Consider the following 21,550-nt stretch of genomic DNA (forward strand, 5'->3'; position numbering starts at 1 on the left):
TGGTGGGTACGGCGGAGGCGTTCGATGTGCGGTGGTCCGTCCCGGAGCTGCTCGTGGCGAACTCCTTACGCCAGGGCGGCAAACTCGCGTTCGCCGATGACCGGCGCGGGGTGAGCTGGGCCGAACTGGAGCGCAGGACCGCTCGGTTGGCGGCGCGGCTGGAGGTTCCCCGGGGTTCCAGGGTGGCCTTCTGTCTGGACGCCTGTGTGGAGTTGGTCGAGGGGCTCCTCGCCACGGTGCGGGCCGCCGCGGTCGGCGTGCCGCTGAGTTCGCGCGGCACCGACGCCGAGCTCGCCGAGCTGCTGACCGACTGCGACCCCTCTGTGCTGGTCACCGACCGGCGGAACCTGCCGCGCATCGCCCGGCTGACGGCGGGCCGTCCGCTCCGGCTGGTCGTGACCGGCGAGGGCCCGCTGCCGGCCGACGTCACCCGCTTCGAGACCCTCGCCGCCGAACCACCACAACCGCCACAGCCGCCACAGCCCTCGCAGCCGTCGTCGGCCGTGCCCCGCGACGATCTCGGTCTGGACGAACCCGCCTGGCTGCTCTACACGTCCGGCACCTCCGGCACCGCCAGGGCCGCGGTGTCCAGCCAGCGGTCCGCGCTCTGGTCCTCGGTCGCCTGCTACCGCCCACGGCTCGGGCTGTCGGAGGCGGACCGCGTGCTGTGGCCGCTGCCGCTCTCGCACACCTACGCCCACTCGCTCTGCGTCCTGGGCACCACCGTGGCGGGGGCGAGCGCACGGATCACGGCGACCCCCGAACCGGCCGAACTGGCCCGCCTGGTCGGCGAGTTCGCGCCGACCGTGCTGGCCGGTGTGCCCCTGACCTACCGCCAGTTGCTCGACGCCGGGCTGGGCACGGTGCCCTCGCTGCGGTTCTGCGTCACCGCCGGCGCGCCCAGCGAGCCGGCCCTGCGGGAGCAGGTCGAGACGCGGTTCGGGGCCCCGCTCCTCGACGGCTACGGCAGCACCGAGACCTGCGGCAAGATCGCCATGGAGTCACCCGACGGGCCGAGGACGCCCGGTGGCAGCGGGCGTCCGCTGCCCGGCATGGAGGTCCGGATCGTCGCCCCGGAAACCGGCCGGGACGCCCCCGAAACCAAGGATGAGGGCGAGGGTGAGGGCGAGATCTGGGTGCGCGGCCCGGGCCTCATGCTCGGCTATCACAACCGGCCCGAGGACACCGCCGACGCCGTGCGCGACGGCTGGTACCGCACGGGTGACCTGGGCCGACTGGGCGAGGACGGCGTCCTGACCGTCACCGGCCGGGTGACCGACCGGATCGTACGCGGCGGGGAGAACGTCGACCCGGCCGAGGTCGAGCAGGTGCTGCGCGGTCTGCCGGGGGTGCGGGACGCGGCCGTGGTGGCGCGGGCGCATCCGCTGCTCGGCGAGGTCCCGGTGGCGTTCGTGGTGCCCGCGCGGCCGACCCTCGACCCGGCCGCCCTGCTGCGGGCCTGCGCCTCGGTGCTCTCCGCGCACAAGGTGCCCGACGAGATCCTGTTCACCCCGGCCGTTCCGCGCACCGCCGGGGGCAAGCCGCGCCGCGCCCTGCTGCGCGAGGCGCTCGCCGGCCGCCCGGCCGAACCGCCGCTGGCCCGGCTGGCCGGCCGGACGCCTGGCGAGCGGCGGGCCGCGCTGACCGACCTGGTGTGCGCGGAGACCTCGGCGATCCGCGGGACGGCGGCCGATCCCGGCACCGCGTTCGCCGATCTCGGCCTGACGTCGATGGACGCGATGACCCTGTGGCACCGGCTCAGCCTGCGCACCGGTCTGCGGCTGCCGGCCACGCTGGTCTGGGACCATCCGAACCCGGCCGCGGTCGCCGCCCACCTGAACACCCGACTGCACGGCTCATCCACGCCCACGCCCGCACCCGTACTCACGACCGCGCCGCCGCGCGGTGCGGAGGCCGAGCCGGTGGCGATCGTGGCCGTCGGCTGCCGTTACCCGGGCGGAGTGCGTTCGCCCGAGGATCTCTGGCGGGTCGCGGCCGACGGAGTGGACGCCACCGGCGACTTCCCCACCGACCGGGGCTGGGACCTCGCCGCCCTCCACGACCCCGACCCCGACCACCTCGGCACGACGTACACCCGGCGGGGCGGGTTCCTCGACGGCGTGGCGGACTTCGACCCGCTGTTCTTCGGCATGTCGCCCCGCGAGGCCCTGGCCACCGATCCACAGCAGCGACTGCTGCTGGAGGTCGCCTGGGAGACGCTGGAGCGCGCGGGCGTCCCCGCGCCGGCGCTGCGCGGCAGCAGCACCGGGGTGTTCGTCGGGCTGATGCACGTCGGCGGCTACGGCAGCGGCCTCTCGCCGCACGAGCTGGAGGCGCAGATCGGCATCGGATCGGCGGGCAGTGTGGCGTCCGGCCGCGTCGCCTACGTCCTCGGGCTGCGCGGCCCGGTGCTGACGCTCGACACCGCCTGTTCGTCGTCGCTGGTCGCGATGGACCTGGCCGCCAAGTCGCTGCGGGCCGGGGAGTGCACGCTCGCGCTGGCGGGCGGGGTGACGGTGCTGTCGACCCCGCAGCCGTTCGTCGCGTTCAGCCGTCAGCGCGCGCTGTCGCCGGACGGCCGGTGCCGGTCGTTCGCGGCGGGCGCGGACGGCACCGCCTGGGCCGAGGGCGTCGGTCTCGTCCTGCTGGAGAAGCTGTCGGACGCGCGGCGCAACGGGCATCCGGTGCTGGCCGTGCTGCGCGGGTCCGCGGTGAACTCGGACGGCGCGTCGAACGGCCTGACCGCTCCCAACGGCGAGGCGCAGCAGGACCTGATCCGGCTGGCGCTGGCCGACGCGGGACTGCGGCCGGCGGACGTCGACGCGGTGGAGGGCCACGGCACGGGCACCGCGCTCGGCGACCCGATCGAGGCCGGCGCCCTGCTGGCCACCTACGGGCAGGGCCGCGACCCGGCCGACCCGGTGTGGCTGGGCTCGGTCAAGTCGAACCTCGGGCACACGCAGGCCGCGGCGGGGGTGGCGGGCGTGATCAAGATGATCGAGGCGATGCGCCACGACGAGCTGCCCGCCTCGCTGTACGCGGAGCAGCCGTCGCCGCACGTCGACTGGGACGCCGGCGCGGTACGGCTGCTCGACCGGGCGCGCCCCTGGCCGCGCGGTGACCGCCCGCGCCGCGCGGCGATCTCGTCGTTCGGCATCGGCGGCACGAACGCCCACGTGATCATCGAGGAGCCGCCGGGGGCCGACGCGGATCCCGGCAGCGAGTCAGGGGACAGTCAGTCAAGGGACAGTGAATCGAGGGACGGTGAGTCAAGGGGCCTGCCCGTCGCCCCCTGGCTGGTGGGCGGCGGTGACGAGGCCGGGCTGCGCGCCCACGCCGGGAGGCTGGCGGCAGCGCTGGCCGACGTGAACGGCGCGTCCGCCGCGCTGGACGCCGGGTACTCGCTGGCGACGACCCGGACGCCGCTGCCGCGCCGGGCGGCCGTCCTGGCCGGCGACGCAGAGGGCCTGCTCGCAGGGCTGCGCGACCTGGCCGCCGGGATGGACGGTCCGGCGGTGCTGCGGGGCACCGCACGCACGCGTCCCAAGGTGGCGTTGCTCTGCGCGGGCCAGGGTGCCCAACGGCCCGGCATGGGGCGTGAGTTGCGCGCGGCCTTCCCCGTCTTCGACACGGCGTTCACCGCGCTGTGCGAGGAGTTCACCCCGTGGCTCGACCGCCCCCTGCTGGAGGTGATCGACGCCGACGACGACGGCCCACTGCACCGCACCGACTATGCGCAGCCCGCCCTGTTCGCCTTCGAGGTCGCCCTGCACACACTCCTCGCCGACTGGGGCGTGCACCCGGACTACCTGGTCGGACACTCCATCGGTGAGCTGGCCGCCGCCCACATCGCCGGGGTGTTCTCCCGCGCCGACGCGGTACGGCTGGTCGCCGCCCGGGGCCGGTTGATGGCGGCGCTGCCCGACGGCGGCGCGATGGTCGCCGTCCGCGCGCCGCTGGCCGAGGTGACGCGGCTGTTGGACGAGGAGCCAGGCCCGGTCGCGGTCGCGGCCGTGAACGGTCCCGCGTCGGTCGTGCTGTCCGGTGCCGAGGACGCGGTGACGGCGCTGGCGGCCCGGATCGGACGGCCGTCCCGCCGCCTGCGGGTGAGCCATGCCTTCCACTCGCCGCTGCTGGACCCGATGCTCGCCGAGTACCGTGCGGTCGCCGAGTCGGTGACGTACCACCGGCCGACCGTCCCTGTGGTGTCCACGCTGACCGGCCGTCCCGAGCCCGAGGCCCTCGCCACCGCCGACTACTGGGTACGGCAGGCGCGCGAGCCGGTCCGCTTCGCCGACGCCGTCGGGTATCTGGCCGAGGACGGCGTCACGGCGTTCATCGAGGCCGGTCCGGCCGCCTCGCTCGGCACGGCCGCCGAGGAGTGCCTCGGGCCGGACACAGACGCGGTGTTCACGTCCTGCGCCGACCCCCGTACGGCCCTGGCGGCGCTGGCCGCGCTGCATGTGCACGGGGTGGCGGTGGACTGGCGGTCGGTGTACGCGGGCAGCGGTGCCCGGCGGCGCGCGCTGCCCACGTATCCCTTCCAGCGGCAGCGGTACTGGCTGAACGCCGTCCGGCACCGTCCCCCGGCCGGTCACCCCCTGATGGGGCAGCCGCAGCCCGATGCGGACGGGCCCGGCATCCGGCACACCGCCGTGCTGTCCACCGCCCGCCACCCCTGGCTCGCCGACCACGCGATCGGCGACCGGGTGGTGGTGCCCGCGACGCTCTTCGCCGAGCTGGCCTGCCGGGCCGCCGGCACCCCCGGCACCGTCCGGCTGGCCGAACTGGCCTTCCACGAGCCGCTCGTACTGCCGTCGAACGAGCAGATGCAGGTGCAGGTGGTGGCCGGGGCGCCGGACGAGACGGGCGGCCGACCGGTGACCGTCTGGGCCCGCCCCGCCGACGCTCCGGGGCCCTGGCGGCGGCACGCCACCGCGACGACCGCCCCGGCCGAACCGCCGCCCGCCGCTCCGCCCGGCGCGTGGCCGCCCCCGGGTGCCGAGCGGATCCCGGTCGACTATCCGCGCCTCGCGGCGTACGGCCACCACTACGGTCCCGCCTTCCGCGCGGTGACCGCCCTGTGGCGCGGCGACGGCGAACTCTTCGCCGAACTGGCGCTGCCGCCCGGGGAAGCGGCGACGGCGGCCTCGTACACCCTGCACCCCGCCCTGTTCGACGCGGCACTGCACGCCGCACTGCTCGCCGAGGACCCGGGCAAGGCACCGGGCGGACGGCCTCGTCAGCCGCAGGCGCCCCTCGCCTGCACCGGTCTGACGGTGTACGCGACCGGTGCCTCCGCCGCGCGGGCCGTCGTACGGCGGCTCGGCCCGGACGAGTTCCGGGTCACCCTCACCGACCGGGCGGGCCGGCCGCTCGCCGCCGTCGACTCCGTGGTCACCCGCGCGATCCCGACGCGGTCCACGGCCGCCGCCGAGACGTACCGCCTTGCCTGGCGGCCCGCCACGCCGGTCGCAGACGCGAGCCCGGAGCACGAGGTGCTCGACGTGACCCGCCTCGCCGCCACCGCCCTGCCCGAGGACGCCACCCTGCCCGACCGGGTGCGCGGGCTCCTCGCGGCCGTGCTGGAGCGGGTGCGCGACTGGACCTCCGATGTACGGCCCGGTCGACTGGCGGTGCTCACCGGCAACGCCACGGGCGACGACCCGGACCTCGCCGAGGCGGCGGTCGCCGGTTTCGTGCGCAGCGCCCAGTCCGAGCACCCCGGCCGGATCGTGCTGGTCGACCGGCGTGGCGGTGGTGCGGCGGCACCGGCGCGCCTGGAGGCTGCGCTGCGGTGCGGCGAGCCACAGGTCGCCCTGGGCCGTGACGGTGTCGTCCTGGTGCCCCGGCTGGTCCCCGCGGCTCCGCCCACTGCCGGACCTCCCGCCCTGGACCCCGAGGGGACGGTGCTCGTGACCGGCGGCACCGGCGCGCTCGGCGCGAGCCTGGCCCGGTACCTGGTGGCCGAACACGGCATCCGGCACCTGCTGTTGACCGGTTATAGCGGCCGGGTTCCGGACTGGGCGGGCGAGCTGCCGGCCAAGGTGCGCGTGGTGGCATGCGACGTGCGCGACCGTGCGGCCGTCGACGCCCTGATCGCGTCCTGCCGGCCGGCGCCGACCGCGGTCTTCCACCTCGCCGGGGTGGTGGACGACGGCGTGGTGGACACCATGACCGCCGAGCGGCTCGCGTCCGTGCTCGCGCCGAAGGCGGACGGTGCCTGGCATCTGCACGAGGCGACGAGAGACCTCGACCTGTCCGCCTTCGTGCTGTACTCCTCGGCCGCCGGCGTGCTCGGCCGGCCGGGCCAGTCGAACTACGCGGCTGCCAACGGGTTCCTCGACGCGCTGGCCCGGCACCGGGTGGCCCACGGTCTGCCCGCGCAGGCATTGGCGTGGGGGCCGTGGTCCACGGAGGGCGACGAAGGGATGGCGGGCCGGGTCGCGCCCGACCGCCTCGCCGAGGGCGGCGTCCTGCCCGTCACCGAGCGGGAGGGCATCGGTCTCCTCGACGGGGCGCTGCGGATCGCGGAACCGCTGCTGGTGCCGATCCCGCTGGACCTCACGGCCACGGGCGGCCCGACCGCGCCGCCGGTCCTCGCGGACCTGCTGCCACAGCGCCCGGTAAAGGCCGAGCGGGCCGTCGGTGACCGGCCGCCGGTCGCCGTCACCGAGCAGGCACCCGGTGCCTGGCGCGAGCGGCTCGCCGCCGTCGCCGCATCTGAACGCCCGTCCGTACTCGGGGAGTTGATCCGCGTCGAGCTCGCCGCGGTGCTGGGCTTCCCGGACCCGGCCGCGCTCCCCGCCGAGCGGTCCTTCACCGAGCTCGGATTCGACTCCCTGACGGCCGTACAACTCCGCAACCGGATCAGCGCGTTCACCCGCGTGCGACTGGCACCGGCCGTCGTGCTGGAACACCCCACCCTGCCCGACCTCACCGCACACGTCCTCGCCGCCCTGATCGACGCGGGCGCGCTGCCACCACAGGGCGACAGCGACACTGAGACGGGTAGTGACACCGAGACGGGTACAGATACGGATGCGGAGACGGAGGCTGCCGACGCCGAGGCGGGTTCGCCGTACCGGTTCAGCGCCCTTTACCACCAAGTGCTGCGCGAGAAGGGTCCGTCGGAGGCGATGGGGCTGCGCCACCTCGCGTCCTACGCCCTTCCGACCTTCGGCGACGACGGCGGAGACGGGGACGGCAACAGGGACGCCGGACGCACCCGGTACATGGTTCCGCCGGCCCGGCTCGCCACCGGCACCGGCCTTCGCACCCGCACCCGCACCCGCACCCCACTCATGTACATCCCGGACTACCTCTCGCCGTACTTCCGGGTCCCCGCCGCGCTGGCCGAGCAGTTCGACGGTGAGCGGGACCTGTTCCTGCTGGAGCATCCCGGGTTCGGGGCGCGCCGGGCCGTCCCGGTCAGCGTCTCCGCGCTGGTGCGGGCGCACGCCGACACCGTGCGTTCGCTGCCCGTCGACGTGCCGCCCGTCCTCGTCGGCTACTGCGCGGGCGGCGCGGTCGCGCACGCCGTGGCCCGCCACCTCGCGCGGACGCGGCAGCCGCCGGCCGGTGTGATCCTGCTCGACTCGCACGCCGGACTGCTGCGCCGCGGCGATCCACGCGGGCTGGCCCTGATGGCCGCCGGGACCGACCTGCCGGACGACGTCGTCGCCGAGTTGGACGACTCGTTGCTGATCGTCGGGGGCGGCTACGCGCGCGTGCTGGAGGAGTGGCGACCCGAGCCGTCACCGGTGCCGACCCTGCTGCTGCGCGGCCGGCCCACCCCGCACATGCGGCGGGCCGACCCCTACCAGGACTGGCGGCCGCACTGGCCGCTGCCGCACGACAGCGCCGACCTCCCCGGCGACCACCACTCCATGCTCCACCGCGACGCCGACAGCACGGCCGCGGCGGTGCGCGCGTGGCTGACCGGGCGACCAAGTGACCACGCCTGAGAACAGGAGCCCCCGGATGACCTCGGACCCCTCACACCCCTCGGACCCCTCACGCTCCTCGAACTCCCCGGACTACGACCTCGTCGTCGTGGGCGGTGGGCCGGCCGGCTCGACCGCCGCGACGGCCGTGGCCCTGCGCGGGCACCGGGTGCTCCTGCTGGAGCGGGAGACCTTCCCCAGGTACCAGATCGGCGAGTCGCTGCTGCCCGCCACCGTCCACGGCCTGTGCCGCCTGCTCGGCGTCGCCGACGAGGTCGCGCGGGCGGGCTTCACCCTCAAGCGCGGCGGGACACTGCGCTGGGGCCGCGACCCGGAGCCCTGGCAGTTCTCCTTCGCCATGACGCCCCGGCTGCCCGAGCCGACCGCGACCGCCTTCCAGGTGGAGCGCTCCCGGTTCGACGAGATCCTGCTGCGCAACGCCGAACGCGTCGGCGTCGAGGTCCGCGAGGGCAGTTCGGTACGCCGGGTGCTGGCCGACGAAGGCGAGCGGGACGGGCGGGGCGGGCGGGTGCGCGGGGTCGAGTACACCGACCCGGACGGGAACACCCGTACGGCGCACGCCCGGTTCGTCATCGACGCGTCCGGCAACACCAGCCGGATCCACGGGCGGGTCGGCGGGGCGCGCGTGTACTCGGACTTCTTCCGCAACCTCGCCGTGTTCGGCTACTACGCGGGCGGCAGCCGGCTCCCCGAACCGAACAGCGGCAACATCTTCTGCGCCGCGTTCGACGCCGGCTGGCTCTGGTACATCCCGCTGCGCGACGATCTGACCAGCGTCGGCGCGGTCATCGCGCCCGAGCACTTCGCGGCCGTCCAACACGACCCGCGCGCCGCCTGGCAGGACATGATCAAGGCGTGCCCGGACGTCGACCGGCTGCTGACCGGCGTACCGGTCGCGACCGAGCCGCCGTACGACCAGGTCCGCGTCCGCAAGGACTACTCGTACTGGAAGCAGTCGCTGTGGACCCCGGGCATGGCGCTGGTCGGCGACGCCGCGTGCTTCGTGGACCCGGTGCTCTCCTCGGGCGTCCATCTGGCCACGTACGGCGCCCTGTTGGCGGCCCGCGCGGTGAACTCCGCCCTGGACGGCAGTATCCCCGAGGAGCGCGGCTTCGCCGAGTTCGAGGCGCGCTACCGCCGCGAGTACGGGGTGTTCTACGAGTTCCTCATCGCCTTCTACGACATGGAGCGCAACGAGGAGTCGTACTTCTGGTCGGCGAAGAAGGTCACCCGGGTGGACCTCGACGAGGCCGCCGCCTTCGCCGAGTTGGCCGGTGGTGTGGCGTCCGGCGACGCGTCGGTCATCTCACCCGGCGGGCTCGGCGCCCACTGGAGTGCGGCGGCGGCCGAACTGGACGGCGCGGTGGGCCGGTTGGCGACCGGCGAGGACCGCGTGAACCCGCTGCTGTCGGCCCGGATCGTCGCCGAGACCTTCCGCACCGGCAACGACCTCCGGGACCAGGCCCTGTACGGCGGCCCGCTCGACGACTCGGGCCCGTCCGCGCCCGACGCCCTCACGGTCACGGCGGACGGCCTGTCCTGGGCCGCCGCGCCGTGAAGTCGGCTTGGATTACGGGCAGTTCACCTGTGGCGTACTCCTGCGTCCCGCATGACCCGCTCAGCGGCGCTGGGCCAGTCGCCGTCGCTGACGACGACCGTGCCGGTCACCGTGTTGCCGCGCTCTCCGTCACGCAGGCTGATGGACGCGTTGCTCGTCCAGTTGTCCGTCACCGTGAGCGCGCCCGTGTTGTTGGTGGCGTTGGAGTTCTCGTGGTCCCAGTCGCCGGTGGCGCTGAAGACGTTGTTGTGGTCGGTGTAGTCGCGTGATCCTTCGTCGTGGTAGATGCCGTAGTGGCCGTTGTTGTCGGCGCAGTAGTTGCGGTCGATGCCGGTGCCCGGCGCGGCGGAGAGGGTGTAGATGCAGGCTCCGTCGTCCATCGTCCGCATCACGTCGTGCAGGCGGTTGCCCGTGACCCTGAGGTTCTTCAGGGTGGTGGGGGTGGTGTAGCGGGGCTGGAAGTCGTACAGCCCGCGGTTGACGTAGTCCTGGCTGCCGCCGGGGTCGTTGGTGCCCCAGCCGTAGCCGATCGCGATGCCGGTGTAGGGCATGTCGTGGATGTCGTTGTGGGAGACGGTGGTGTCGGTGGCGTAGGTGACCAGCACGGCCGTCATGTCGCGGTAGTCGAGCGCGAGATCGTGCATCACGTTGTCGCTGATGGTGATGTTCCGGTTGGTCATGCGGCTGTCGGCCGGGTGGTGGGCGTCGGCCTGCACCCCGCCGACCACGACCCCGCCGCCCGCGCCCTGGGCGAAGACGTTGCCGCTCACGTCGATGGTGTCGGCCCCGAGTCCGACTCCCGTGGCGTGCGCGTTGGCGTCGTTGCCGATACCGAGGGCGACCTGGCCGAGTTGGGTGAACCGGTTGCCGGTGAAGCTGATGTGGGAGGCGGCCGACACCTGGACGGCGGCCGGCATCTGGTGCCAGTGCGGACGGGTCGCCTCGAAGAGCTTGCAGCCGTACTGGCAGGAGTCCAGCGCGTCCGCCGGACGCGCCCAGTCACCGGCGACGAACGCGCCGGTCTGCTGGTCGGCGTACCCCTGGCCGGTGGACGGCTGGAGCCAGCTCGTGTGCGAGAACTCCAGCCCGGAGAAGGCGAGATGGGTCGCCGGGGCACCGTAGGTGCCGCCGACGGACAGCAGCGACTCCAGCCTCGGCAGCTCCACGTCGGCGGTCGACATGTGCTGGCCGGGCAGCGGCTTGTAGTACAGGGTCCCGGTGCGGGTGTTCAGGTACCACTCCCCCGCCGTGTCGAGGAATTCGTAGGCGTTCTCGATGTACAGCGGGCCCTTGCGGAAGGGGTTGCCGATGGTGTCGTAGCCGAAGGTGTTGTTGTTCCAGGCCGGCTGCTCCATGGTCATGACGCCGTCGTGGATGCCCGCCACCGGCGAGTACCGGTTGGTGAAGGAGCCGAGGGCGTCGATCTCGGTACGGCCCGGATCGGCCAGCGTGTTCAGGTAGTTCAGCGCACTGGTGGTGAAGGTGTAGCCGCCTGCGTCGGCGGTCAGGTCGGCGCGGTTGAGTTCGGTGCGGGCGCGAGTGGCCTGGACGCCGTCGACGTACAACTGCCGGATGTCGAAGCCGCGCCCGACGTCGGCCTTCCAGATGTTCTTCGCGGCGTCCTGGCGGGTCCAGCCGGTGGCCTTCCGGGCCCCCGATATGACGGGGCGGGCACCCGGCGCGGCCTTCCACGTGACGGTGTGCCCGTTGCTGCCGGAGTCGGCCCGGGTGAAGGTCAGCGGGGAGGAGAGCCGGTACGTACCGCCCGCGAGTTCGACGACGATGTCGGCCCGCAGGTGCGCGTTGAGGGTGCGCACCTTCGCCTTGGCCTGCCCGAGCGAGCAGGGGTGGGCCGCCGAGCAGGCGGAGCCGTGGCCGCCGGGCGAAACGTGCAGGGTCGTCGCTTGCGTCGCGAAGGGCGTCGCGAAGGCGGGCGTCGCCGCGCCCAGCGCGGTCGCGGTCACCGTGGCGAGAGCCGCGACCGCCGTCAGACAGGCCCTGCTCACCCGGTCCAACGGTGAGGGGAATGAACGTGTGAACCGCACGTGGCACCTTCCAGTGGCCGAAACCAAACGGCGGTTACATTAGTCGTCATACGAATTGCTGCAAGAGCTACCGCACAGTAACTTCACTGGTCCCGTCGGTCTCGTCGCTCCCGCCGACTACGTCGTCGGGCGGCGGCCGGCCGGTGAGCGGCGGCGCTGCCAGGCGTCCTCGATGTGCGACGTCATGGCCTGCGCGGCCCCCTGGGCGTCCCGGGCGAGCAGCCGGTCCAGCAGCTCCCGGTGCTCCGCGTTGGCCAGTTCGCAGGCGCGGGTGTCGGGTGCGCCGCTGTACAGCGCGGTGGTGCGGGCCTGGGTGTGGACGCTGCGGACGATGGAGCTCGCGAGCCGGTTGCGGGACGCCTCCATGATCCGGCCGTGGAAGACGAGATCCGTCTCTATGAAGCGCTGCGGGGCCGTGGTCTCCGCGTCCAGCCGCACGAGCAGTTCCTCGATGCCCCGGAGATCGTCCTCCGTCGCCAGGACCGCCGCCTGGGCGGCCATCTGGGACTCCAGCGCCGACCGCACGCCGACGAGCTGGTCGAGCACCACGAGCTGGTCGTCGTGCCGGAAGGTGGCGGCCAGCACGACGGGGTCAAGGAGGTTCCAGTCCTCCGGCGGGGTGACCGTCGTTCCGGACCCCTGCCGGGCGCGGACCAGCCCTTTGGCCTCCAGCGCCTTGACCGCCTCCCGGACGGTGGTGCGGCTGACGGCGAAGGTCTCGCACAGCTCGGGCTCGATGGGCAGCGCCGAGCCGGGCGGGAGGTGACCGGCCACGATCCGGTCGGCGAGCGCCTCCACGACGGCGTACGCCAGCCGGGCGGGCCGCCTGAGCCAGGGCTGCAACGGGGGCGGACCGGCGCCGCCGTCCACACCCGTACCCGTGCCCGCATCCGCGCCCGTACCCGTCTCCGTCATGCGACCGCCCTCCGCTCCCGCACACCCGCGCCCGATACCCGCCGCTCCCGACGCGGGGCCCGCATTCTAACCGTCGGCACTGCGGATGCCTTGACGACATTCATATGACGAATTATGTTACCGGGGATTTTCGGCTTCTCTGTGAGGTGGGACACCGTGCGCATCACCGATGTCGTGAGCCATCCGGTCCGGGTGCCCGCCGCCGACCCGCCGTTCGTCTGGCGGGACGGACTTCGGGGCAGCCCGCCGGAGGGCGAGGCGGCCGTCCTGCACATCCGCACCGACGACGGGGTCGACGGGGTGGCGATGAGCCCGCGGCGCGGGTCCGCCGTGCTGCTGGCGGACCTGCTGGACCGGGTGCTGCGCGAGGAGTTGGTGGGTCAGGATCCGCTGCGGCGCGAATGGCTCTGGCACCGGATGTGGGAACTGGACCGCACCGAGGAACTGCCGCTGTACCTGCTCGGCCTCGTCGACACGGCGCTCTGGGACCTGGCGGGACGACTCACCGGCCGACCCACCTGGGAGGTGCTGGGCGGCTACCGCACCTACATCCCGGCATACGCCTCCACGGTCACCTACTCCTGCGTCGCCGAGTATCTGGACATCGCCGACCAGGCGCTGGAGCTCGGCTACCCGGCCATCAAGCTGCACGCCTGGGGCGACGCGCGACGGGACGCGAAACTGTCGGTGGCGCTGCGCGAGCACGTCGGCGACGACGTCCCGCTGATGTTCGACGGCTCCGCGGGCTTCGATCTGCCCGACGCCGTCCATCTCGGCCACGCCCTGTCCGACGCCGGTTACCTCTGGTACGAGGAGCCGATGCGCGAGTTCAGCGTCACCGCCTACCGCCGCCTCGCGGACGCGGTGCGGGTGCCGCTGCTGGTCGCCGAGACCTCCGACGGGGCGCACATGAACTCCGCCGACTTCATCCAGTCGGGGGCCGCCACCTTCGGGGTCCGCGCCTCCACCCAACTGCGGGGCGGCTTCACCGGCGCGATGCGCACCGCCCACCTCGCCGACGCCTTCCGGCTGCGCGCCGAGGTGCACGGGCCCGAGATCCCCAACCGGCACCTGTGCATGGCCATCTCCAACACCACGTACTACGAGTCCCTGGTGATGGGGAACCCCATCACCAGGGAGAGCGGCATCGACGCCGACGGCATCGTCCACGCGCCCACCGGGCCCGGCGTCGCCCTGCCCGCCGGCCTCGACTACCCGGCCGTCCTGCGGCCTTTCGTCGACGCGGAGACGGTCACCCCGCCCAAGGCATGACCACCGCCCCCGCCCACCCACGTCCTTCGTCCCGCATCCCGCATCCCGCATCCCGCATCCCGCACGGTCATCCCGCGTCCAGCGCAAACGAGGTCAGCCATGAACAACGGTGTTCGGTACCCCTCTCCTCACCGCTCCCGGCCACGTGTCACAGGCGCCGTCGCCGCTCTCGGTGTCATGAGCCTGCTCTCGCTGGCCGGGTGCGCCAGCGCGGATCCCACTCCCGTGGCGAGCGGGCCCGCCGGAAAGTTCTCGCCCGCGCCCCAGAAGGCGGGCAGCGAGATCACGGTCTGGGCGGACGCCACCCGCGTACCGGGCGTGCAGGCCTACCAGAAGGCGCACCCGGACGTGAAGCTGAAGATCGTCACGTACAGCGGCGACGCCAACGGGGCCAACGACCTCCAGACCAAGGTGCAGCTCTTCGACCGCACCGGCAGCGGCTGGCCCGACGTCGCGTTCACCGCGAACGTCAACGACGGCACCTGGGCCTCCCAGGGCAGGACCCCGTACGCCGCCCCCGTCAGCCAGGACATCATCCCGAAGACCACCCTCGACGGCTTCGCCGACGGCGCCCTGGACCCGTGCGTCTTCAACGGCGCCACGTACTGCGTGCGCAACGACCTGGCCCAGAACGTCCTGTGGTACGACAAGAAGCTGATGGACTCCTTCGGGTACGCCGTCCCGACCACCTGGGAGGAGTACCAGGCCCTCGGCGAGAAGGTCGCGAAGGAGCACCCGGGCTATCTCGTCGGCACCGCCGGTGACTCCTACGCCCCCGAGGTGTACTTCTGGGCGAGCCAGTGTCCCGCGAGCACGGTCACCGGCGGCAAGAAGGTCACGGTGAACCTCGAAGACCCCAAGTGCACGCGGATGGCCAAGCTGCTCGACGGTCTGATCGCCAAGGGGTCGGTCTCCAAGGACACCGTCTTCAGCGCGGGCTTCGTGAAGAACCGGGCGAGCAAGGTCCTGATGCTGCCGGGCCCGTCCTGGTACGGCCAGGTGCTGTTCAACTCGACGTTCAAGACGCCCAAGGGCCGGATGGCGGCGGCCGCTCCCCTGAAGTTCGCCGGCGACACCACGAACTACACCGGCAACGTCGGCGGCGGCCTGTGGTTCGTCTCCTCGCACAGCCAGAACCTCAAGGCGGCTGCCGACCTGGTGACCTGGATGACCACCTCCAACGACTACCAGGCCACCGCCGGCACCTACCCCGCCTACAAGACGGCCGCCACCGCCTGGCTCGCCAACCAGGCCACGACCGGCTACTTCGCCGGCGACATCGGCCCCGTCCTCCAGCAGGCCGCCGAGCGGGTGTGGCCGGGCTGGTCGGCGACCCAGTACAGCCAGGAGGCGATCTACGCCTCCACCGTCGTCCCCGCCCTCAACTCGGGCACGTCGCTCACCGACACCCTCGGCGACTGGCAGACCGCCATCTCCGACAAGGCGACGTCCCTCGGCTACACGGTCGAGCGGTGAGGTGAGTCGATGAGCACTCTCCCTGCTGCGCGGCCCAAGCGCAGCGCCCGCAACCCGCTCGGCCGCGCCGGATACCTCTTCGTCTCCGGTTACGTCGTCCTGCTGCTCGCGTTCGGGGTCCTGCCCACCGGCTACGCGGTGTGGCTGGCCCTGTCCAACTCCCGTGGCCAGTATGTCGGGTTGGGCAACTTCACCCGTACCTTCGCCGACTACCGCTTCGGTCCGGCCTTCGCGCACATCGGGCTGTATCTGCTGGTCTGGCTGGTCGCGCTGATGATCCTCGTCGTGCTGCTCGCGTTGATGCTGCACGGCCGGATGCGCCGGACCTCCGCCGCCCTGCGGTTCCTCTTCTATCTGCCGGGGGCGCTCGCGGGGGTGGCGAGCGTGCTGCTGTGGCTCGTCCTGCTCGACCCGGCCTCCAGCCCGGTCGGCTGGCTCCTGGAAGCCTTCGGCTGGCACAGCTTCGCGCAGGTCATCGCCCCCGCCCATCTCCCGGTCCTCTTCACCGTCATCGCCTTCTGGACCGGGGCCGGCGGCTGGATCGTGATCATGTACGGGGCGCTCAACAACATCCCCGACGAGATCCTGGAGGCGGCCCGGATCGACGGCGCGAGCACACTGCAGATCGCGCTGCGCATCCAGATCCCGATGCTCACCAAGTGGATCGCGTACATGCTGATCCTCGCCTTCGCGGCGGGCACCCAACTGTTCGTCGAACCCCAACTGGTCGCCACCGCCAGCTGGGGCATGATCCCCGACAGTTGGTCCCCCAACCAGCTCTCCTACCAGTACGCCTTCCAGTCGGGCGACTTCAACGGCGCGGCGGCGCTCTCCGTCGACCTGCTCCTCCTCGGGCTCGGCTGCGCGGCACTCGTCGTCTTCCGTGCCGGGCTGTTCGACCGGGACTGAAAGGCCGCGCCATGACGCTCACCTCCTCCGCCGAGTGCTCCGCCCAGCCCTTCTCCGAGCCCCGGACCGGCTCACCGGGGCGGCGGACCCGTCCGAAGAGCCTGGCCGCCCGCGCCGCGTGGATCATCGTCCTGGGTCTCTTCCTGCTGTTCTTCGTGCTGCCGGTGATCTGGCTGCTGCTCGCCCCGGCCAAGAGCGACGGCGAGATCCTGCGCGGCGCCCCCTTCGCCCTCGGCTCCCTGGGCGGGCTCGCCGACACCTGGCACCACCTGTACGGCTTCCAGGACGGGGTGATCCTCGACTGGCTGAGGAACTCCGCCCTGTACACCTTCGGCGCGCTGGTCATCACCCTCGTCACCGGCATCCCCGCCGGATACGGTCTGGCGCTCACCCAGTTCATCGGCCGGCGGCTGCTGCTGACCGTCACCCTGCTGGTGATGCTGATGCCGTCGGCCGCGCTCGTGCTGCCGCTGTACCTGGGGATCAACGCCGTCCACCTGGACGGCACGATCTGGTCGGTGATCCTGCCCTTCTCGTTCTTCCCGTTCGGGGTCTACCTCACCTACATCTACTTCTCCTCCAACATCCCGGCCGATCTGCTGGCCGCCGCGCGGATCGACGGCTGCTCGGAGTGGCAGGTCTTCCGGCTCGTCGCGATGCCGCTGGCCAAGCCGGTCATCGCCCTGGTCGGCTTCTTCAACTTCGTCGGCAACTGGAACAACTTCTTCCTGCCGTTCGTGATGCTGCCCGACAGTTCGCAGTACCCGGCGCAGGTGGGACTGAGCAACCTGCTCACCTCGTCGTCGGTCTTCAACACCTCCGCGGGCGTCGGCAACCAGATCATGCGCCCGGAACTGGCCCTCGCCGCCCTGATCACCGTCGTCCCCGTCCTCGTCGTCTTCCTCTTCTCCCAACGCGCCCTGGTCTCCGGCATGTTGGCGGGCGCGACGAAGGAGTGACGGTGCGCGTGACTCAGTCCAGGTCGGTGCGTCCCGCGAGCAGATCGGTGGTCTCCACGGTGACGGGTCCGGGGACCCGTCCGACGTGACGGCCCTGGTCATGGCCATGTTCATGACCTGGTCGCCGGTCGGCAACGTCTACGCGGCGACCGCCGACGAGCCCCCGAAGCACACGAACAGCGCCGGACCCTGTCCTACGGACCCGCCAGTCGTGCGGCGGCCTCGCGGCCGGTGGTGACCTCGGCGGGGGTGCAGCCGAGCGTGCGCAGGATGGCGTCGGCGACGCCGGTGGCGACATGGTCGGTGTCGTGCTCACCGGCCGACGGCCGGGACTGGACGACGCTTTCGACCAGGCCGCAGGCCAGCCGGGTGGCCAGGGCCTCGTCGCCACGGCGGCGGCCGGTCTGTTCGATCAGGGCGCGATAGCCGGCCCACAGCGCGTCGCGCTGCCCGCGCACCTCGGCGAACTACGGGGCGGCGATCTCGGGCAGCAGGAACAGGGCGCCGAGGTTGTACTCGTCGGACAGCAACTGCTGGACGTCGTAGCGGGCCAGCGCCCAGATCCTGGCCTCGGCGGCGACCTGGGCGGCGTCGGCCGCCAGCAGCCGCTCGGCGAACGCGAGGGCCGGGCGGACGGTGCGGGCGAGCAGCGTCGCCAGAACCTCTTCCTTGCAGCCGAAGTGGTTGTAGAGGGACGCCTGCCGCAGCCCCGCGCCCTCGGCGGTAGCACGCGTGGTGGTCGCCGTATAGCCGTGGGTCGTGAACAGGCGGGCGGCGACGGCGAGGACTTCCTCGCGGGTGCTCAGCCCTGGTGTGGGCGAGCCGTTCGCGCGCGGCCTGCCCGCCCTGCGTCTGGTTGCGTCCACAACGGAACTCTCCCACATCACCCCGCGCGCGAGCCCCACAGGCCGCTACTGAGGGGACGTTCATGCGCTCTCTCCCGACTACTGGATGAAAATAGTCTCGCAATTCGAATTTCATGCTAGCGTGGAACCATCACCGCCGGTCTCCATCGACCGTGCCGCGGCCTCTTCTCCCGTCTCCAGCAAGGATCTCGACGGTGACTGAACTGATTCCCGGCTTCCTCTGGGGGGCGTCGACCGCCCCGCACCAGATCGAAGGCAACAACGTCAACAGCGACTGGTGGGCGAACGAGCCGCACATGCCCGGCATGGCGCGCAGCGGTGACGCGGTCGACAGCTACCACCGGTACCCCGAGGACATGCGGCTGCTGGCCGACGCGGGCCTGAACTCCTACCGCTTCGGGATCGAGTGGGCCCTATCGAGCCCGCCGAGGGACACATATCGCCGGCCCAACTCGCCCACTACCGGCGGATGATCGACACCGCCGTGGACCTCGGCCTCACCCCGGTCGTCACCCTGCACCACTTCACCAACCCGCGCTGGTTCTCCGAGGACGGCGGCTGGCTGGAGGACCGGGCGATCGACCGCTTCCGCTCCTACGTCGAGACGGCCACCCGCATCCTCGACGGCGTCGAGTGGGTGTGCACGATCAACGAGCCGAACATCCTCGCCCTGATGGCGATGATGGGCCAGGCGCAGCGGCCCCGGTCCGAGGACGACGAGGCGGCGAAGTGGCTGAGCCCCACCGTCGAGGGCGCCGCCCGCCCGGTGCTGCCCTCCCCCGACCCGGTGATCGGCCGCCGCCTCGCGCAGGCGCACCAGGCCGCCCGTGAGGTTTTGCGCGAGCGCACCGACGCCAAGTCCGGCTGGACGGTGGCCTGTCAGGCGCTGACGCCGACCCCGGGCAACGAGGAGAAGCTGCGCGAGGTTCGCTACGTCCGTGAGGACCTGTACCTCGAGGCGGCGCGCGGCGACGACTTCATCGGCGTCCAGTCCTACTCCAGTCAGGCGGTCGACGCCGACGGCATCGTGCCGCACCCCGACAGCCCCGACAACACGCTGACGGGCAACGCGTACCGGCCCGACGCCCTCGGCATCGCCGTCCGGCACGCCTGGGAGACGACCGGCCACACCCCGGTCCTCGTCACCGAGAACGGCATCGCCACCGCCGACGACACCCGGCGGATCGCGTACACCTCGCAGGCCCTGCGCCACCTGTTCGCGGCGATCGACGACGGCGTCGACGTGCGCGGCTACCTCCACTGGACCGCCCTGGACAACTACGAGTGGGGCCACTGGGAGCCGACGTTCGGGCTGATCGCCGTGGACCGGGAGACGTTCGAGCGGCACCCGAAGCCGAGCCTCGGCTGGCTGGGAGAGGTCGCGCGCAGCGGCGGCAAGGGACTGGAGGGACCGGCATGACGGCCACGGAGAACGCGGCGGGCCCCTGGGACGCCTCCGGGCTGCACTCCGTGGGCCGGCTGCCGATGCGCGCCCTGCGCCGCACCCCCGACATCGAGCTGGACGGCACGTGGGACTTCCAACTGCTGCCGTCGCCCACCGCACCGTGGTGCACCTCGACATCGCACACCGCGGCCTCGGCACGGCGGTCCTCGGACCGGACACCCACCCGCGCCACCGGCTCACGGGCCGCGCGTACGCGTGGGAGTGGCGTCTGACGCTCACCCGGGCCGACTGACGGCGACCCCGGCAGGTCCGTCCGTTCGCCGGGCACCCACGACACCACCGCGTAGGAGAACGCTCGATGCTCAAACCCCGCTCCACCGCCACCCGCGAGCTGGTGAATCTCGACGGGATCTGGCGGTTCGCCGTCGCCCGGGACTCCGCCTGCGAGCCCTGGACCGGGCCGCTCGACACCCGGCTGGAGGCACCCGTACCGGCCAGCTACAACGACCTGTTCACCGACAGCGCGATCCGCGACCACGTCGGCCGGGTCTGGTACCAGCGTCCGGTGCGGGTGCCGCGCGGCTGGGCGGGCGAGCGGGTCCTGCTGCGGGTGGACGCCGCCACGCACGAGGGGACGGTGTACGTCGACGACGTGCTGGTCGCCCGACACGTGGGCGGCTACACGCCCTTCGAGGCGGACATCACCGAACACGTCCGTCCCGGCGGGGAGTTCCGGCTCACCATCGGCGTCAACAACGAACTGACCCGCGTCACGATGCCGCCCGGCTCGATCACCGTCACGCAGGACGGCCGACGCAAGCAGACGTACCTGCACGACTTCTACAACTACGCGGGCCTCGCCCGCTCGGTGTGGCTGTACAGCAAGCCGGCGGTCCACGTCGACGACATCACCATCGTCACGGGCCTCGACGGCGCGACCGGGACGGTCGACTACTCGGTCGAGACGAACGCGCCCGCTCCGGTCCGGGTGCGCGCGCTCGACGCCCACGGCACCGAAGTCGCCGCCGCGGAAGGGCCGAACGGCACGCTGCGGATCGACGACGTGACGCCGTGGCGGCCGGGCGCGGCGTACCTCTACGACCTCGTCGTCGACGTCCTGGACGGGGACGGCGAGGTCGTGGACACCGTCACCGAGCAGTTCGGGGTGCGCACGGTCGAGGTGCGCGGGAGTCGATTCCTCATCAACGGGGAGCCGTTCTACTTCACCGGCTTCGGCAAGCACGAGGACACCCCCGTGCGCGGCAAGGGTCACGACGACGCCTACCTCGTGCACGACTTCCAGCTCATGGAGTGGATCGGCGCCAACTCCTTCCGTACCTCGCACTATCCGTACGCCGAGGAGGTCATGGAGTTCGCCGACCGGCACGGCATCGTCGTCATCGACGAGACCGCCGCCGTCGGCCTCAACCTGGCCGTGGAGGCAGGGCTGTTGGGCACCCCGCCCCGGGCCACGTTCTCCGACGAGACGTTCGGCGACGACACGCGCGCGGCGCACGCCCAGGCGATCCGGGAGCTGATCGCCCGCGACAAGAACCATCCCAGCGTCGTGATGTGGTGCATCGCCAACGAGCCGTCGTCCAACGAGCGAGGCGCGCGGGAGTACTTCGAGCCGCTCGTCGAACTGACCCGCACACTCGACCCGACCCGTCCGGTGACATACGCGGCGGTGATGTTCGCGACGCACGAGAACGACCTCATCGCCGACCTCTTCGACGTGCTCTGCGTCAACCGCTACTACGGCTGGTACATCGCCACGGGCGATCTGGCCACCGCGGAACGGTACTTGGAGGGCGATCTGCGCGGCTGGGCCGGAACGTTCGGCAAGCCGATCATGGTGAGCGAGTACGGGGCGGACACGCTGCCGGGGCTGCACTCCATGTGGGACGCCCCCTGGACGGAGGAGTACCAACTCGCTTACCTGGAGGCGAACCACCGCGCCTTCGACCGCATCGACGCCCTCGTCGGCGAACACGTGTGGAACTTCGCCGACTTCCAGACCTCGAACAGCATCCACCGGGTCGGCGGCAACAAGAAGGGCGTCTTCACCCGCGAACGCCACCCCAAGGCCGCCGCCCACGCGCTGCGCCGCCGGTGGCTGCCGCTCGGCGGACGCAAGCCGTCGCCCACCGGCGAGTACCTCAAGACCGAGTAGCCCGA

The 21,550-nt window shown here is 72.4% G+C and carries 12 protein-coding genes and 1 pseudogene; 9 read left to right on the forward strand and 4 right to left on the reverse strand.

What is annotated here, in order from left to right; genetic code table 11:
* The first annotated feature begins 2 nt into the window (after nucleotides 1–2).
* Nucleotides 3–7,967: a type I polyketide synthase gene (locus tag BMZ82_RS19020; protein WP_256251990.1), complete on the forward strand. Its 7,965-nt coding sequence runs from the start codon at nucleotides 3–5 to the stop codon at nucleotides 7,965–7,967.
* A gap of 16 nt (nucleotides 7,968–7,983) precedes the next feature.
* Nucleotides 7,984–9,525: a tryptophan 7-halogenase gene (locus BMZ82_RS19025; protein ID WP_093777312.1), complete on the forward strand. Its 1,542-nt coding sequence runs from the start codon at nucleotides 7,984–7,986 to the stop codon at nucleotides 9,523–9,525.
* 23 nt (nucleotides 9,526–9,548) lie between these two features.
* Here the strand turns inward: BMZ82_RS19025 and BMZ82_RS19030 are convergent, their stop codons facing one another.
* Together BMZ82_RS19030 and BMZ82_RS19035 are read right to left on the reverse strand one after the other, a co-directional pair.
* Nucleotides 9,549–11,531: a right-handed parallel beta-helix repeat-containing protein gene (locus tag BMZ82_RS19030; protein ID WP_256251991.1), complete on the reverse strand. Its 1,983-nt coding sequence runs from the start codon at nucleotides 11,529–11,531 to the stop codon at nucleotides 9,549–9,551.
* 156 nt (nucleotides 11,532–11,687) lie between these two features.
* Nucleotides 11,688–12,485 carry a FadR/GntR family transcriptional regulator gene (locus tag BMZ82_RS19035; protein ID WP_093777316.1) on the reverse strand — a complete coding sequence of 266 codons (798 nt, stop codon included), beginning with the start codon at nucleotides 12,483–12,485 and terminating at the stop codon, nucleotides 11,688–11,690.
* A 156-nt stretch (nucleotides 12,486–12,641) separates the two neighbouring features.
* Here BMZ82_RS19035 and BMZ82_RS19040 point away from each other — a divergent pair, with 156 nt between their 5' ends.
* From BMZ82_RS19040 to BMZ82_RS19055, 4 genes are all read left to right on the forward strand, one after another.
* A complete protein-coding gene (locus BMZ82_RS19040; RefSeq protein WP_093777318.1) occupies nucleotides 12,642–13,757 on the forward strand; it encodes an enolase C-terminal domain-like protein in 1,116 nt (371 codons plus the stop codon).
* A gap of 177 nt (nucleotides 13,758–13,934) precedes the next feature.
* The gene (locus BMZ82_RS19045) at nucleotides 13,935–15,233 is read left to right on the forward strand and encodes an ABC transporter substrate-binding protein (protein WP_256251992.1); all 1,299 of its coding nucleotides are present in this window, start codon (nucleotides 13,935–13,937) and stop codon (nucleotides 15,231–15,233) included.
* Between the two features lie 9 nt (nucleotides 15,234–15,242).
* Nucleotides 15,243–16,142, forward strand: a complete 900-nt coding sequence (locus tag BMZ82_RS19050) for a carbohydrate ABC transporter permease (RefSeq protein WP_093777322.1) — start codon at nucleotides 15,243–15,245, stop codon at nucleotides 16,140–16,142.
* A gap of 11 nt (nucleotides 16,143–16,153) precedes the next feature.
* A complete protein-coding gene (locus BMZ82_RS19055; RefSeq protein WP_093777324.1) occupies nucleotides 16,154–17,101 on the forward strand; it encodes a carbohydrate ABC transporter permease in 948 nt (315 codons plus the stop codon).
* Between the two features lie 194 nt (nucleotides 17,102–17,295).
* Here BMZ82_RS19055 and BMZ82_RS40250 read toward each other — a convergent pair whose 3' ends face one another.
* Together BMZ82_RS40250 and BMZ82_RS19065 are read right to left on the reverse strand one after the other, a co-directional pair.
* On the reverse strand, nucleotides 17,296–17,559 hold the full coding sequence (locus tag BMZ82_RS40250) for a hypothetical protein (protein WP_143098875.1): 264 nt from the start codon (nucleotides 17,557–17,559) through the stop codon (nucleotides 17,296–17,298).
* Between the two features lie 9 nt (nucleotides 17,560–17,568).
* Entirely contained in the window at nucleotides 17,569–17,967 is a 399-nt protein-coding gene (locus BMZ82_RS19065) for a TetR family transcriptional regulator (RefSeq protein WP_177244555.1), read from the reverse strand.
* Nucleotides 17,968–18,161: 194 nt separating this feature from the next.
* On the opposite strand from BMZ82_RS19065, the pseudogene BMZ82_RS19070 reads away from it, so the two are divergent.
* From BMZ82_RS19070 to uidA, 3 genes and pseudogenes are all read left to right on the forward strand, one after another.
* Nucleotides 18,162–19,387 (forward strand): annotated as a pseudogene (locus BMZ82_RS19070) (glycoside hydrolase family 1 protein).
* Nucleotides 19,384–19,644, forward strand: coding sequence for a hypothetical protein (locus BMZ82_RS42705; RefSeq protein WP_371271262.1), 261 nt, complete (start codon nucleotides 19,384–19,386; stop codon nucleotides 19,642–19,644). The pseudogene BMZ82_RS19070 and the gene BMZ82_RS42705 overlap by 4 nt, the downstream one beginning before the upstream one ends.
* 86 nt (nucleotides 19,645–19,730) lie before the next feature.
* The gene (gene uidA / locus BMZ82_RS19075) at nucleotides 19,731–21,545 is read left to right on the forward strand and encodes a beta-glucuronidase (protein WP_093777328.1); all 1,815 of its coding nucleotides are present in this window, start codon (nucleotides 19,731–19,733) and stop codon (nucleotides 21,543–21,545) included.
* The last annotated feature ends 5 nt before the right edge of the window (nucleotides 21,546–21,550 follow it).

The sequence above is a fragment of the Streptomyces sp. yr375 genome (genome assembly GCF_900110755.1).
Classification (GTDB): Bacteria; Actinomycetota; Actinomycetes; order Streptomycetales; family Streptomycetaceae; genus Streptomyces.